The organism is Spirillospora sp. NPDC048823 (assembly GCF_043198445.1).
Taxonomy (GTDB): domain Bacteria; phylum Actinomycetota; class Actinomycetes; order Streptosporangiales; family Streptosporangiaceae; genus Spirillospora.
Genome location: NZ_JBICUT010000022.1, coordinates 98,531 through 112,844 on the forward strand (window position 1 = coordinate 98,531; position 14,314 = coordinate 112,844).

Consider the following 14,314-nt stretch of genomic DNA (forward strand, 5'->3'; position numbering starts at 1 on the left):
AGAATCACCCGCGGGGTGCGGGCTCCGCCGCCCGCTCCGCCGCGGGCCCCTCCGCCGGCCCTGGGATCCGCGCCGTCGTCGGCCCGGTCCCGCCATCCGCGGTGGCCTCCGAGGTCGCCTCCGCGGACTTCTTCGGGCTGTCGATGTCCCTCGCCGGTTCCCCGGCGGCGTGCGGCACGGGGCGGTGAAGGAGATCGAAGAGCCTGTCCCAGCGGGCGAGCACCTCGTCCGGCCGGAACCGCAGCACCGACGCCCGGGCCTCGGCGCCCACGGCGCGGCGCAGCTCCGGGTCCCCCATCAGGCGCTCCAGCTCCCGGGCGAACGCGGCGATGTCGCCCGGCTCGACGAGCACGCCGCCGCGGCCGTCCCCGATCAGGGCACGGACGCCCGGCGCGCAGTCGAACGCGACCGTGGGCAGCCCGTACGCCATCGCCTCCAGCACCGACATCGGGAAGCCCTCGGCCCGCGACGGCAGCGCGAAGACCGACGCCTCGACGAGCGCCTCCTCGACATCGGCGACCACGCCGCGGAACTCCACCGAGCCGGACAGCCCCGCGGCGTCCACCCGTTCGCGCAGTCCGCCCTCGTCCGGCCCGCCTCCGTAGACGTGCAGCCGCCAGCCGGGACGGCGCGCGGCGACCCGCTCCCACGCCTCCAGCATCATGTCCACGCCCTTTTCGTACGATAGGCGGCCGACGCAGGCGACGACGGGGAGTTCGAGCGTGGGATGGACGCCCGGGGTGACGTGCAGCGCGTTCGGGATGTAGTCCACGTTGGTCATCCCGTCCCTGGCCCAGGCGTCGGCGTCCTCCTCGGTGAGCACCAGCATCCGGTCCACGTCCGCGTAGCACTCCTTGACCCGCCGGTACCGCGAGGACGCACGGGTGGCCGCGAACGACTCGTGGCTCATGCCCACCACGCGCAGCCCGGACGTGTCCGCCAGCCTCACCCACTCCATCGCCCACACCTGCCCCACGATGACGACCGAGCCCGGCCTGGCCGCGGCGAAGAGCTCCGACAGGCGGGCGGCGCCGCGCCGCTGGGCCCTCGTCCGCCTCAGGTCCCGCCCGCGTGCCCGCACGTCCATCCGCTGGCGGAGCCTCTTCGGGCGCCACGCCATCGCGGGCGGACGCCAGTCCTCGTGCAGGACCTCGACGGCGTAGGAGCCGTCGCGGCCGTGGTGGTACGACTCCGGCCCGCGGGTGATCCCGACGAGCGTGACGCGGTCGCCGCGTCCCGCCATCAGCCGCGCCATGTGGTGCGCCCAGCGTTGCAGGCCGCCCATGCCGTCGGTGTTGTTGCACACGATGAAGACGTCACGCGGTGCGGCCATTCCTGTTCCCCTCTTGGCGTTGCGGTCGTGCGGGCGGGAAGTAGCGGTCCGCCACCGTCCGGGCGGCGGTGCCTCGGTCGTATTCGCCGAAACGCGCGGCGAACGCGCGGCGCCGGGGGGCGTGCAGGGGTTCCGCCTCGTCCAGGCCCGCGAGCGCGGCGACGAGTTCTTCCCCGGTGCGGGTGACCGGACCGGGTGCGTGGCGCTCCAGGTCGAAGTAGCCGGTGGTGAGGTCCTTGCCGTCCGGGAGGTGCAGGACGATCGGCCGGTCGAGCAGCGCGAAGTCGAACATGATCGAGGAGTGATCGGTGATCAGCGCGTCCGCGAGCAGCAGCAGCAGGGTGACGTCGGGCGCGGCGCCGGCGTCCCGCATGACCGTGCGGGCGCCGGGCGGGAGGTCGGCCCGGCACAGGTAGTGCGGCCGGACGAGCAGCACGAAGTCCTTCCCCAGCTCCCGCGCGAACACCTCCGGGTCGATCGGCGGCTCCAGCACGCCGGCCGGACGCCCGTCCGGGCCGGTGGCGAAGGTGGGCGCGTAAAGGACGGCCCGGCGCCCGTCGTGCAGCCCGAGCGCGTCCCGCAGGGCGGCGACCTCGGCGGCCAGCTCGGGATCGCCGTCCACGCCGTTGACCAAGGGGTCGTTGCGGGGATAGCCGGCCGGGAGCAGCTCGGAGCGGACGCCGAGACCCCCGCACAGGGTCTCCACGTCATGCCCGGACCGGACGAGGAAGCAGTCGAAACGCTCCACCATCCGCCGCAGCCGGGCCTGCTCGGCCGCCGGGCCGCTCTTGAGCCGCGGCTGGTCGAGACCCATCAGCTTGAACGCCGACCCGTGCCAGGTCTGGATGTAGGTGGTCTCGCGCCGCTTGCGAAGACCGTCCGGATAGCCCTGGTTGTCCACCCAGAACTCGGCGCGCGCGAGCGCCAGGAAATAGGCCCACGAGCCGCGCCGGACCAGCCCGGCGTCGTCGGGGAACCCCTTCGGGGACGAGGCGTACGACCACACCGCCCGCACCGGCCGGCCCGACCTCCGCAGCTCCCGGTGGATGTACTTCGGGTTGTCCGAGTACTGCTTGCCCATGTGGCTTTCGAAGACCACCAGCCCCGTCCGGACCGGCAGCCGGGTCAGCACCCGGTTGAACACGGCGATCTTGGTCCGTTGCGAGGTCAGCGTCCGGCGGACACGCCGGGCCAGGCCCCCCGCACGCCGCCGGCCCGCACGCCCGGCCGGGGTCGCGGCGGCGCGGCGCACGACCCCGCCGGCGAGCCGCGCCCAAGGGCTGCCCGCCTCCAGGACGAACGCCAGCTGCCCGCGCGCGGTGACGCGCGAACGGAGCCGGTCGGCGGCGAGCCGCGTCAGCCGCGGCCGGACGGGCAGGACGACGCCGTCCAGCGGAGGCGACCCCCGGCCCGCGCCGGGCCGGGTGACCACGTCCTCGCCGTCCACCCGCAGGCGCAGCCGCACGTCCCACACCGGGTCGATGAACCCGATCGGCCGGATCCGGGCCGCCGGGTCGAACTCGGCCCACCAGGCGAGCCGGTCGCCCTCGTGTCGCACGGAGGCCCGGACCCGCGCCTTGCGGGCCGGGCGGCGCCGGTCGCCGAACTCCAGCGTGCCGGACAGTTCGGCGTCCGCGGGGATCCGGTTCAGCGGGTTGAGCACGTCCCCGGCCATACGGACGCGGCCGGCGCGCGTCTCCAGCCGCGTCACCGTGTTGCCCGGGCACAGCTCCTTCAGCGGCCGCTGATGGAAGCCGAGGCCGGTGACGTCCAGGATGCGGCGGCCGAGGGTCCTGTCCGGGCGGCCGGCGGCCCAGAAGACCCGCCCGTCCCGCTCGACGAGCCGCGCGCGCAGCTCCGGCCGGCTGCCGGGGACGTACTCGGCGGCGGCGAGCGCCCCCGCGTGGTCTCCCTCACGCGCCAGGTACGCGGCGATCGCGGGCAGCGGATTGGCCTCCTCGAACGCCCGGGGGTCCAGCTCGGCCACATAGCCGGCCGCCAGGTCCAGGAACCGCGCCTGGTGGTCCGGGTCACGACCGCGCAGCTCCCGCATGTAGAGCAGCAGGTCGTGGTTGATGAACTTGACGTCCTTGGCACGCCGCAGGTCGTGGGCGCCGCGCAGCGCGAACAGCATGTCGATGCGCCGGTGGATCTCCAGCCGGTCGGCGAAGTTGGCCAGCTCGGCGCGCCTGTTGGAGATGGACGGCGCCGCCGCCGGCTCCCGGACCAGCCAGTTGTAGACCCGGTGCGGGATCAGCGCGGTACGGCCGGCGGCCAGGTACGCCTCGGCGGTGAACAGCAGGTCCTCGTAGTACAGCTCCTCGACGAACCGCAGTCCCTGCTCGTCCAGGAAGCCCCGGCGGTACGCCTTGTTGGTCGACAGCGTGTCGTAGAGGAGATCGGGGTTCTCGCTCAGCGACCCGTACACCGCGCGTCGCTCGTAAAGCCAGGGGTACCAGGGGCGGACGCGTGCCTTCGCGTCCTGCGGCCGGTCCAGGAAGACCCGGTCGCACCGGCCGGACACGATGTCGGCGCCGGTGTCCTCGGCCGCGCCCAGCAGGTTGAGGCAGGCGTGCCGGTCCAGGAGGTCGTCGCTGTCGAGGAACATCACGTACCGGCCTGTGGAGGCCTCGATGCCGGCGTTGCGCGGGCGGCCGCACCCCCCGGAGTTCGACGGCAGGTGGACGGACCTGACCCGCCCCGGCTGCGCGGCGGCGAACCGGTCGGCGACCTCCGCGGTGCCGTCGGTGCTCGCGTCGTCGACGATGACCGTCTCGACCGACCCCAGCGACTGCCCCAGCGACGAGGCGGCCGCACGCGGCAGCCTCCGCGCGTCGTTGTAGGCGATCACCACTACACTCACATCCGGGCGCATGGGCTTCCCCCTCCACGGCTTGGAGTTCCGGGAGACGCCCCCCAGGCCTCCGGCAGTGGCGTCCGATCCGGCCTTCTGCTCAGGTGCTCCCTTCCATGCGCCGATCGGACGCGTGCAGGGTTCCTTTCCAAGAACACCGCGCCAAGGTCCAAGGGCGATCAAAGCCTGTCAACGGTTGGTATTACCCGCCTTCGACGCAGACATGAGGGCAGATCACCCGGGAACGCCAGAAGGCGCCCGGCGGGGATGCCGGGCGCCTTCTGATCACGGAGGCGCGAGCGCGCCGATCGTGGATCGCGGGATGGATCAGGCCGCGTAGTCGGGGTAGCCGTACCCGACGACCGTGGACTTGTCGCGGACCTTCTTCTGCACCGCGTTCTCGGTGTTGCCCTCGATGGTGCTGACGGTGCCGTCGCCGTTGTCCTTGACGACGATGCCGACGTGGTCGATGGCACCGATGCTGGAGCTCTTGTCCCAGTCGAAGAACACGACCGAGCCGGGCTTGGCCTTCTTGCCCCAGCGGCCGGTGTCCTCGAACCAGGAGGCGTGCTGGACGGTGTAGGCGTCCCAGCCCATGTTCTTGACGCCGGTCTGGGCTCCGAGCCACGAGACGAACATGTTGCACCACTGCGCGCCGTTGTAGGCGTCGACGGAGAAGCCGCCGTCGCGCTGGGCGGTGGCCTTGGCGTGCGGGGTCGACACGTACCAGTCGTGGAACTTGGTCTGGCCGCCCTGGCCTTCGCTGATGCCGACCTGCTCCTCGGCCAGCTCGAGCACCTCGGAGGCCTTGACCGCGCGCGGCGGCACCTTGTAGCCCGCCTCGAGGTAGTCGGCGGCGGAGCGCTCAGCGGACTCGCTCGACGAGACCGTGCCCTTCTCGGCGGCCGCCTGGGCCGGAGTCTCGGCGACGGCGTCGCCGGTGAGGGGGTTGAACATCGCGAGCCCGACGGCTCCCGCGAGCACCGCGCTGACGGCGACGCTGACGGCCTTGTCCTCGGCCGTGAAGCTGTTCAGGGTGGCGGTGATGTTGTTCAGGGAAAGTCGATCGAAGCGACCGGTCATGCGGGGAATCTCCTTGTCTCCCATGACGCCTACCGGGTTAGCTGACGGATTCGGGCATGGAAGTAGCCCTACGGCGCGACTCTGCGGCGCGCCGATTCACCCCTGGAACCTGGGTCCCCGGCTCCGTTCCGGTCGAGTGGACCGGGACGGACTCGGCCTCGCACCGCGGGATGCGGTGCTGGATTTTCGGATTGATCTCAGCGATTGGATCTCGATGAGGTGGCGCGCATCTGTGGCGCGCATCGCGTGCGGGTTCCGCTCCGCGATCCTCGGCCGCGCATGGGGCGGCCGGTGGCAACGCATGGGACGCGCTGCGGGATTCGGATAGAAGGTATCAACCTTCTCAAGGAAAGCAAATCACCGACAAAACTCCGTCTTGCCTGCTCAAAGGCCTTCCAAGACACCACCAACAGCGTCAGCGCCGGATGTCTTCCCGATCACTCGGCGACCGGCCCTCAGGCCCTTTCCCCACGGGGCTCCGGCCCACCGGGCACAAGGTAAAGAACCCGCGTACGGCGACGGCCGGCACACGGCGTTCCGCCCTGTGCCGGCCGTCTGCCCCCCGCTCAGGTGAGTTCTAAGTCACACGGTGAGCTCTTCGCAGGTCAAACATGGTTCTCGTCACTCCACGCGCAACGCGAAGAGCGTGGTGTCGTCCGCCGCCCGGTCATGCTCCATCCGCGCCAGGACCTCGTCCAGCACCAGCCCCGGCCGCGTCGAGGTGTCCCGCAGAATGGCGGTGAGGCGGGCGATCCGCTCGTCCAGATCCGCGTCCCTGCGCTCCACGAGGCCGTCGGTGTAAAGGAAGAGCATGTCGCCGCGCTCGAGGCGGGTGGTCATCGTCGTGTACTCCCAGCCTGGCATCGCGCCGAGCATCGGGTCACGGACGACCTCCAGCGGCGCCGCCCACCCGTCCCGGATCAGGATCGGCGGCGGATGTCCCGCGCACGTCCACTCCACGACGCGGCGCGCCGGGTCGAAATGGCCGACGACGGCCGTCCCCGTCGCCGGCGGATCCATGGTGCCGACCAGCTCGTTCAGCCACCCCACCAGCCGTCCCGCCGGCTCCCCCGTGCACGCGAGGCCCAGCAGCCCGTTGCGGCTGCGCGCCATCGCCGCTGCCGCGGGCAGCCCGTGCCCGGCCGCGTCTCCGATGGCGTACAACGCCCGCCCGTCCGGCAGCACGCGGGTCGCGTACCAGTCCCCGCCGATGCGGGCGGTGCTCTCCGCAGCCAGGCTCCGGATCGAGGTGACCAGGCCGGGCAGCCGCTCCGCCTCGTCGTCGTCCGGCAGGATCGCGCGGCGCAGCGTCACCGCCACCCGCCGCTCCTGCGCCATCCGCTCCTGCTGCTTCAGCATCTGCCGCCGGGTCTCGGCCAGCGCCCGCTCCACCCCGCGCCGCCGCGTGATGTCCTGCGAGACGATGTTGATCGAGACCGGCAGACCCGACTCGTCCAGCACCGGCTCGGCGAAGATCCACAGATGCCGCGGCGCCCCGTCCTGGCCGATCACGCGGTGCTCGGCCTCCACCGGCTCCCGCCGCGAGAACATCGTCTGCACGGCCTCCTCGACCAGGGGGAGATCGTCCTCCGCCACGACCTTCGGAAGATCGTGCGGCATCGGCGGCACCTCGTCGGGGCGGAGCCCGTAGTTGGCGAGCATCTGCGGCGTCCACTCCGCCTCCCCGGTCGCCAGATCCCACTCGCCGAACCCCATGAGCGCGAGCCGCTCGACCCGCTCCAGCCGCCGCACCGTCCGATCCTCGGCGGCGTGGTACCGCCACGTCGAGCAGACGCCCGTCGGCACCGGGACACACCGCACGCTCACCCGGGACGAGCGGGTCAGGCCGCCCTGAGCGGTGGAGTACAGGAACGAGGAACGTTCCAAACTATTGCCGGACTCCAGAACCTCCACGTAGTCGTCGAAGAGCCCGCTCATCACCGCACCCGGCTCCATCTGCAGCAGCCGCCGGCCCATCAACTCCTCCCGGCCGCGCCCGAACATGTCCCGCGCGACACCGTTGAGATCCGCGAACAGGAAGTCCACCACGTTCCCGTCCGCCCCCCTGACCGGGATCAAATGGGCCGACGGGTCGAGCGCCGCGTCCAGCACCGCCCGCGCCACCGGATCGTCCGGCACCGCGCCGAGGATCTGCGCGTCTCCCGCGGTGTCCTCGGCCGTCACCCGTCGCAGGACGTCGTCCGCCTCCGACACCACCGCCTGACGCTCCACCGCGCCGCCCTCGGCGCGGGGCGCGCGGCGCCCGGCGATCACGGCCCCCACCGGCCCGGCACCGCCGTCCTTCACCAGCAGGGACGCCGCCTCGGACAGCTCCATGTCCAGGTCCCGGGCCAGCCAGATCAGATGCTGCAGGGCCTCCCCCGTCGGAACACCGAGCCGCCGGGCCAGCACGACCCGCGCCTCGGACAGCACCGCGCGGTCGTGCGCGGCGCCCCGCAGATCGTCCACGTCCGCAACGTGTACCCCGGACTGCCCGAAGGCGCCCTCCGCTTCCGCCAACCCTGACCCCCGTTCGGCGTCACATGCCCTGGGAGAAAAAAGCTACATACGTCAGCGAAGGACTATTCGCCCAGAACCGACTAAACAGTCCACATCTTTGCCTGGGTTTTCCGTTGACCCAGGTCCCGCACGACTTCCGGTGACCCTTCACGGAGGCAACCGTTCCCCACCCTGTGACTCAGGTCACCCCGCCCGGTGAACCTGCTCCGTCAACGCCGTGATCCGCTCCGCCGCCCGCCGGAACGACGTCCCCGCTGGATGCAGCGTCAGGACCACCACGATCTTCCGCTCCCCCACCAGCCCGGTCGTGTGCAGCACCGGCCGCCCCAGCCCGAGATCCGGCTGCCACGCCGCCGGCTGCGCACCACGGAACCTCCCCGCAGGAGCGTCCCCGAACCCCGACCACCCCTGCTTCACGGCCCACGGCCTCCCCACCGCCCGCGGAATCCCGAACGTCTGGTCGAACCCGTCCGTCCCGCAGGGCGTCGACTCCCGCAACTGCTCCAGCACGAACTCCCGGTGCGCCTCCGGCGCCTCCTCCAGCAGATACCGGTACGTCCGGACCACGTCCCGCGCACTGAGCGCCGTGTACCCCCAGAACCCGGGCCTGTCCGCGGGCGGCGGCGCCGTCTCCCGCAACCCCACCCGCGGCACCATCCGCTCGATGATCTCCTTCTGCCCGCCCCGCCGCCACAACTCGGTCGCCGCCCGGTCGTCGCTCGACCTCAGCATGTCCCGCATCAACGCCCGGTCATCCGCCGAGACCCGGTGCTCCCGCATGTAGTCCAGCGCCACAAGGATCTTCACCAGCGAGGCCGACCGGAACGTCTGCCGCGGCCGCCGCTCCACCACCACGCGCCCGGCCACCAGATCGAACACCACAAACGACGCCCGAACCCCCTCGGGCACCCGCACAACGCCCCGAGAAGACTTCGGCGCCGACCTTCCGGCCCCCGGACTCCCGCTCACCGTCCGAGCCCCTCCCCCGGCCCCGCACCCGCACACCAGCCCCAGGCAGACAAGCCCCGCCGGCCCTGCCCGCACAGACACCATCAGGCCCGCCTACCAGAGATCCGCGGTCCCATATCCCGGTACGCACGACCCGGCAGACTGCGCTACAGTAATCAAGCCCGCTGCAGCGGGCACCGGGACGTGGCGCAGTTTGGCAGCGCACTTGACTGGGGGTCAAGGGGTCGTGGGTTCAAATCCCGCCGTCCCGACACAGAAACACCAGCTCAGAGGCCGTTTCCTCCACTCGGAGGACCGGCCTCTTGATCGTTTGTTAGCCATTCGTTAGTGAACTCGGCCGCCCCTCGCGGCACTCGCCCGGTTCACACGGGACCAGGAAGACCGGCATCCGCCCGCTCCGCCCCACCGGATGTTCACACGTCCCGCCGCCTGTCCGTCTGTCCCTCGACGACCCGCGATCGATCCCGAGTCCTCTCGATCACCCGCACGGGCGGCCCCGCGGGTCGGCACCGCGAGGTCATCTCACGGCGGTCGGGTCCTTCATGGAACCCGGCCGCCTCCCCTGGGCTACTTCCGGCCCTGCCCTCGCGCCGATCCGCCCGATTACGCGTTGATCAACAATGAAGCCTCGCGGCGCCCTGTCTCCGCGGCCTGCTTACGGCGTGTACCGACAGAGGCGACAACAGAAGCCCCGGTCCCTCGCGGGCCGGGGCTTCTTCGGTGTCATGTCCGGGCGTTTAGCGCTTCAGAATCGCCAGGAGGCTCGCGAACTCGTCGCGGCGCAGGGTGAACTTGGCGCCGGCCGGGTCTTTGCTATCGCGGATACCCACGGCCTCGCCGAGGTCGGCCAGTTCGACGCAGTTGTCTCCGGCCTCGCTGCTACGCGACGACTTGCGCCAGGTCACGTCCATCGCTCTTCCACAACCTTCCGCATCAGTTCGACCGACGCCTTGGGTGAAAGCGCCGCCGCCTGGAGCCTACTGAAAGCCTCGCTGACGAGCGCGAGGTCCTTCGGCTCAGCGCTCGTCTCGCCCCCGATGTTGTGCTCCAGGTACACGATCTCGCTGCGATCGGGTTGAGTCGCGATCACGAACGGTGCTCGGGCGTCGCGGTAGTAGCCGATCGGGGCGATCTGGATCGTGATGTTGTCACGCTCCGACATCTCGATCAGATGCTCCAACTGTTCGCGCATGATCTCCCGGGAGCCGACTTCACGGAGGAGGACGGACTCGTCCAGCACAACGAACACGGTCGGAGCGTTCGGTTTGGTGAGGATCTTCTGTCGCTGCATCCGCTCGCGGACGGCTTCGTCGTCGCACAGGAGCACACGTGCGTACGCCTCAGTCTGCAGAAGCCCATAGACCAACCTGATCTCGAACGCACGCAGCGCATCAGCGGACGCCTCGGCCCGGGGGAAGTCTGCAAAGAACCTCGGGTAGCTGCTGGAACGCAGGAGTTCGTCCCATGCATCGACCAGTGCGGGACCCGAGTCCAGCACCTTGTCCAGTCGTTCGGCGAAGTCTTTGCGGCACTTGGTGCGCCCGGACTCGACCTGCGAGATGTAGCTGCGGGTGACTGCCGCCCGTGCTGCGAGTTCCGTCCGGTTGAGCCCTGCTTCTTCTCGGAGGCGCGTGACCTCTGCGCCGAAGGAGACGGTCTTCGATGTCGGTTTGCGTGCGGCCACTGCTTCGCCTCCACGTGAGTGAGGGGAACCCACCTACCAGCGATCGTCAGCGCCACGTGTGTGCTGGGGCGCTTCGGTGGTAACGCTACGCGGAGGAGTTCAGTCTGTGCGGTGAGTTACCAAAAACCGTTCTGGCAGCGAAGGTCGTGCCGATGTCCGCAGCACCGCAAGCTCCTGAAGTCCCGACGCTCGTCCTCGATTCCACCGATCAGGCACCGCGCCTCGCGCGCCGGTTCCTCGCCGAACAGTTCGCCGGCTGGAGCATCACCGACGACTACACAGGCCGCCTCGTGGTCTGCGAGCTGACCACGAACGCCTGCAAGCACGGCGAAGGCCCGATCGTCATCCGGCTCTTCCTCGACCCGGACGATGGGCAACCGGTGATCGAGGTATCGGATACCGGCACGGGACATCCCACCGTCCAGCCCCAGAACTACGCCGCCACCTCCGGCCGTGGCCTGCAGCTCATGGCGGAGCTCGTGCACGAGTGGGGAGTCAAACGCCTCGCCGGTGGCCGCAAGGTCGTCTGGGCCAAGCTGCCCTGACCATGCGAGATGGAAGGCAAAGAGCGCTGGGACCACGCTCCGGTGAGGAGACGATGCGAGTCACGTTGCTGCTACTGCAGTACCTCTTCCCGGAATGGTCGATCACGCTGGATCGAGACGGGATGTGGAGGGCGACGGGGCGCGTCCTGATCTCTGCGTCCGACCTGGACGGATTTCTGGACCTGCTCCACACCGCCGACCCGGAAGCCTGCGAGCGCGCAATCCTCCAGCTCCGAGAGGCCGGATGAGCGACCGGCGAGAAGCAGCCCCTCCTTGAGGTGAGGCTGGCGAGCGTCGCGATGGAGAGCCGTTCGATCACGGCCGTCGTCGACTGGGGCGGACTAGGCCCGTGGGCGCCGACGGCGTTGTTCTGCTCTGTGCATTCTGCGGCAGCGGAGCCCACGCATTCGGGAAGGCGGCCATGGCCAGGCGCGCTTGTGCGTTCGGGCCGGCCGGCGGGGGTGCGGGGGCATGGCCTGCTGGTCGTGCTTGTCGCGTGTGCGCGGCGGCCCTTCGAGCGGCGTCGGCCTGGGCGTGACGCCCCTGAAGGTGTCGCAGCTGAGCGATGGTGTCGAGCAGGGTGATGAAGTTGGCGATGAGCAGCATCATCGACACCACCGTTCGGTCCTTCGCTGTGCCGGTGAGCGCGAGCAGGCGGGCTGTGGTGCGCAGCGCGTTGCCCGCCGGAGTCGGCATGGGAATGCGGCCGTGGGGGGCGCGGGCCGCGCGGTCGTAGGCATCGGCGGCGCGGTGGAGGTGACGGTTGCCGGTGGCTCGGGCTGCGACGTGGAGGGCGTCAGAGGCCGCCCAGCAGGCGTCCTGTGCGGCATGCGGGTTGGTGACAAGGTGCCGTCGGATCTCGGCGGTGGCGAAGGCGGCGGCGCGGGATGCGTCGTCGTAGAACGCCTGGCGCTCCTCCGGCGTCAGCTCATCGTGGTCGGCGGCCGGCTCGCGGTGCGCGGCAGGCGTGGCCCAGCGCTGGCGGAGACGGAATAGTGATAGGTCATCGGCGAGACGGCTGCCGGGATACCACGTGGGCTCTTCGCCATCGTGGTCAGGGGCGAAAGCGATGGCGTAGCCGGTGATCTGCCCGTGAACGATCTGGCTGTAGCGCAGCTTGACCAGAAGTTCCTCGCCCCGGAGCCGGTCGAGGAACTCGCTGGTCGTCGCCGACTCGTCTGCCGCGCGGCGGACGGCCGTCCGCAGCACGGCCCGTCTTGTCCGCTCGGACAGATGTCGTCCGTCCAGCGGGCGGAACGGGGACGACGCGCGGACGGACCCGTCCGCGCCCGTCCACCGGCGGCGAAGCTTGGGCAGAGTGAGATCGGCAGCGAGCTTCCCGCCGCCGTACCAAACGGGACGTCCATCGCCGTTCAGATCGTCGGGGAGGGCGACGGTGTAGCCGGTCACCTCGTCGGCCGCCCGCTCGCTGAAACGCCGGCGGATCAGGACCCCCTCGTCACGCAGCCGCCGGAAGAACTCCGCTTCGCTGCTCGCTCCGGCCGCCGCCGTCTGGACTGTGCGTCGCAGAAGCGTGCGGGACGGTAGCGGCCGACCGTGGCGGGCGGCTTTCTCGATCTCGCCCCGGCTCGGGCGCCGCGCCGCCGTCCGGTCCGCCGGAGCCGTCCGCCGCAACCCGTACCGCTGCTCGACCGCGCGGCAAGCGTCCCGGACGCGGTAGCCGTCGTTCCACACATCGGGCCGACCGCCGTCCTGGCGCGCCAAGGTCGCCACGATGTGGACATGGTCGGCGGCATGCCGGACGGCCACCCACCGGACTGCGCCGAAGTCCCCGTCCGGAGCGAGCCCGACCCGGTCCATCACCTCATGAGCGATCCGCTCCCATTGCCGATCGGACATGACCGGGTCCTCGGGCGCCGCCCGCAACGGAAGATGCCACACCGGCTGCCGATAGTTCCGCTCCCCCAGCAGCGCCAACGGCTGCGTGAGCAGCGCGTCCAAACGCCGAAAATCCCGGCTCCCATCCGCCCCCACCCCAGGCTCCAACTCCGGCGCGCTCCGGAAACCCGCCACCACATGCGGATCGCGATGCTCCTCATGCCGGCCAGGACCGTACAGGTAGCGCAGCAGCCCCTGGACACGCTCTCCACGACGGATCTTCCCGATCAACCACGGCCCCCGGCCGACCGGTCACGGGAGCCGATGCCGCAACTCCTGAGCCAGCTCATCGAGTCGGTCAATGCTGCGCGCCGCCGCCTGCGCGTACCAGCGAAGCTGCTCGACCAGTTCCCCGGAGTTCAACGCCGCAACGGCCTGATTGAGATTCACGCCGACCCGCTGCACCTGCCCGGCGGCGAACAACACCGCCGCCAACGCCTCTCGCAGCACGGCGTACTCCGCAACCACTCGTCCCTGCGCCGCCGCCAGACTCGCCTGCGCGGCGAACGCCCCCAGCGCCAACCCCTCGTTCGCCGCCGCAGCCGCCAAAACCGCATACTCCTGCTCCGACAGCGCGATCCTCACCGACCGACTCCGCTGCTGCGCCCGAACCGAACGACGCCTCCGCGGCACCCCGGACCCCGACACCGACTCGCCGATCTCGAACGTATGCCTCACCCCCTCGGGGATCGCGCCCGATCCCTCTGCCCTGGCTGGACCGCGCCCGGCCCAGCCACACAAATGAACGTTGCCTATTACTTGCTCCGCGCCAGTGAAGCCCCCCGATACCTGCCGACGCCCCGACCCGTCCCGACAATCAAAAACGTTGATGCGGCGAACAGACGCCTAAAAACACTGAACGTCATCCTGGACGAGCCCCCGAGCCAACGCCAGCATGGCGCTCGGCGTGGCGCACCTGGCCAAGGGAGGTCTCCAGATCGCCGCCGACGAGTGCGAGCACAAGACCAGAGCGTCACGAGCCTCAGCGATACACATCCACGGCTTCCCCTGCCGGATGTCGCTGAGATCGCCTCACTACGGAGTGGACCGCTTCGACGGCAGCCCGGTCGCCGCCGCTTCGGCCGCCTCGGCCGTCCGGCCACGAACCTCCAGGGTGGCCCAGCCACTGGCCTCGCTTGTGCCTGGGTGACGGGTGACCCGCATAATGACGTCGTCTCCGGCAAACCAGTCGATGCCTGGACAGCAGGAAGGTCGACCGACCGGGTAGGTCGGGAATCCAAGCCTGGAACCTGTTCCGCTCAGGAGAGGAATGTCTTCGACTCTGAGCAAGCCGGTGCATAGGAGAGATCGGTCCTCTGTGGCCAGAACCTTGACATGGGCTGGCCGTCAATTCACCCAATCGACCGGAAGGTATCGGAAACCGCGGATCCCCGCTTCATCCAAACTCCGCTTCAACTCTACGCCCA

11 protein-coding genes, 1 tRNA gene and 1 riboswitch are annotated in these 14,314 nt (G+C 70.5%); of the genes, 3 read left to right on the forward strand and 9 right to left on the reverse strand.

Going from position 1 to position 14,314, the window contains the following annotated elements; all coding sequences use genetic code 11:
- Positions 1–4: 4 nt before the first annotated feature.
- The 5 genes from ACGFK0_RS34835 to ACGFK0_RS34855 all read right to left on the reverse strand — a co-directional run bounded on the left by ACGFK0_RS34835 (position 5) and on the right by ACGFK0_RS34855 (position 8,669).
- On the reverse strand, positions 5–1,333 hold the full coding sequence (locus ACGFK0_RS34835) for a glycosyltransferase (RefSeq protein WP_392912764.1): 1,329 nt from the start codon (positions 1,331–1,333) through the stop codon (positions 5–7).
- Positions 1,317–4,196, reverse strand: a complete 2,880-nt coding sequence (locus tag ACGFK0_RS34840) for a CDP-glycerol glycerophosphotransferase family protein (protein WP_392912765.1) — start codon at positions 4,194–4,196, stop codon at positions 1,317–1,319. The genes ACGFK0_RS34835 and ACGFK0_RS34840 overlap by 17 nt, the downstream gene beginning before the upstream one ends.
- A gap of 318 nt (positions 4,197–4,514) precedes the next feature.
- Positions 4,515–5,270 (reverse strand): CHAP domain-containing protein, encoded by a 756-nt coding sequence (locus ACGFK0_RS34845; protein ID WP_392912766.1) that lies wholly within the window; start codon positions 5,268–5,270, stop codon positions 4,515–4,517.
- Positions 5,271–5,280: 10 nt separating this feature from the next.
- A riboswitch (cyclic di-AMP (ydaO/yuaA leader) is annotated at positions 5,281–5,438 on the reverse strand.
- Between the two features lie 453 nt (positions 5,439–5,891).
- Entirely contained in the window at positions 5,892–7,739 is a 1,848-nt protein-coding gene (locus ACGFK0_RS34850) for a SpoIIE family protein phosphatase (protein ID WP_392912767.1), read from the reverse strand.
- 234 nt (positions 7,740–7,973) lie between these two features.
- Positions 7,974–8,669: a hypothetical protein gene (locus ACGFK0_RS34855; protein ID WP_392912768.1), complete on the reverse strand. Its 696-nt coding sequence runs from the start codon at positions 8,667–8,669 to the stop codon at positions 7,974–7,976.
- Positions 8,670–8,936: 267 nt separating this feature from the next.
- On the opposite strand from ACGFK0_RS34855, the gene ACGFK0_RS34860 reads away from it, so the two are divergent.
- Positions 8,937–9,010: transfer RNA gene (locus ACGFK0_RS34860), tRNA-Pro, on the forward strand.
- Between the two features lie 486 nt (positions 9,011–9,496).
- Here the strand turns inward: ACGFK0_RS34860 and ACGFK0_RS34865 are convergent.
- Positions 9,497–9,670 carry a DUF397 domain-containing protein gene (locus ACGFK0_RS34865; RefSeq protein ID WP_392912770.1) on the reverse strand — a complete coding sequence of 58 codons (174 nt, stop codon included), beginning with the start codon at positions 9,668–9,670 and terminating at the stop codon, positions 9,497–9,499.
- Positions 9,661–10,443 carry a Scr1 family TA system antitoxin-like transcriptional regulator gene (locus ACGFK0_RS34870; RefSeq protein WP_392912771.1) on the reverse strand — a complete coding sequence of 261 codons (783 nt, stop codon included), beginning with the start codon at positions 10,441–10,443 and terminating at the stop codon, positions 9,661–9,663. Before ACGFK0_RS34870 ends, ACGFK0_RS34865 begins: the two co-directional genes overlap by 10 nt.
- Before the next feature lie 152 nt (positions 10,444–10,595).
- Here ACGFK0_RS34870 and ACGFK0_RS34875 point away from each other — a divergent pair, with 152 nt between their 5' ends.
- Together ACGFK0_RS34875 and ACGFK0_RS34880 are read left to right on the forward strand one after the other, a co-directional pair.
- Positions 10,596–10,988, forward strand: a complete 393-nt coding sequence (locus ACGFK0_RS34875; RefSeq protein ID WP_392912772.1) for an ATP-binding protein — start codon at positions 10,596–10,598, stop codon at positions 10,986–10,988.
- A 53-nt stretch (positions 10,989–11,041) separates the two neighbouring features.
- On the forward strand, positions 11,042–11,236 hold the full coding sequence (locus ACGFK0_RS34880) for a hypothetical protein (protein WP_392912773.1): 195 nt from the start codon (positions 11,042–11,044) through the stop codon (positions 11,234–11,236).
- 67 nt (positions 11,237–11,303) lie between these two features.
- Here ACGFK0_RS34880 and ACGFK0_RS34885 read toward each other — a convergent pair whose 3' ends face one another.
- A complete protein-coding gene (locus tag ACGFK0_RS34885; protein ID WP_392912774.1) occupies positions 11,304–12,950 on the reverse strand; it encodes a relaxase/mobilization nuclease domain-containing protein in 1,647 nt (548 codons plus the stop codon).
- A gap of 189 nt (positions 12,951–13,139) precedes the next feature.
- Entirely contained in the window at positions 13,140–13,472 is a 333-nt protein-coding gene (locus tag ACGFK0_RS34890; RefSeq protein ID WP_191334482.1) for a hypothetical protein, read from the reverse strand.
- Positions 13,473–14,314: the final 842 nt, after the last annotated feature.

Bases quoted from the DNA above. Each gene is read 5' to 3' on its own strand.
- ACGFK0_RS34835 (WP_392912764.1), bottom strand. From the start codon at position 1,333: ATGGCCGCACCGCGTGACGTCTTCATCGTGTGCAACAACACCGACGGC.
- ACGFK0_RS34845 (WP_392912766.1), bottom strand. From the start codon at position 5,270: ATGACCGGTCGCTTCGATCGACTTTCCCTGAACAACATCACCGCCACC.
- ACGFK0_RS34865 (WP_392912770.1), bottom strand. From the start codon at position 9,670: ATGGACGTGACCTGGCGCAAGTCGTCGCGTAGCAGCGAGGCCGGAGAC.
- ACGFK0_RS34875 (WP_392912772.1), top strand. From the start codon at position 10,596: ATGTCCGCAGCACCGCAAGCTCCTGAAGTCCCGACGCTCGTCCTCGAT.
- ACGFK0_RS34880 (WP_392912773.1), top strand. From the start codon at position 11,042: ATGCGAGTCACGTTGCTGCTACTGCAGTACCTCTTCCCGGAATGGTCG.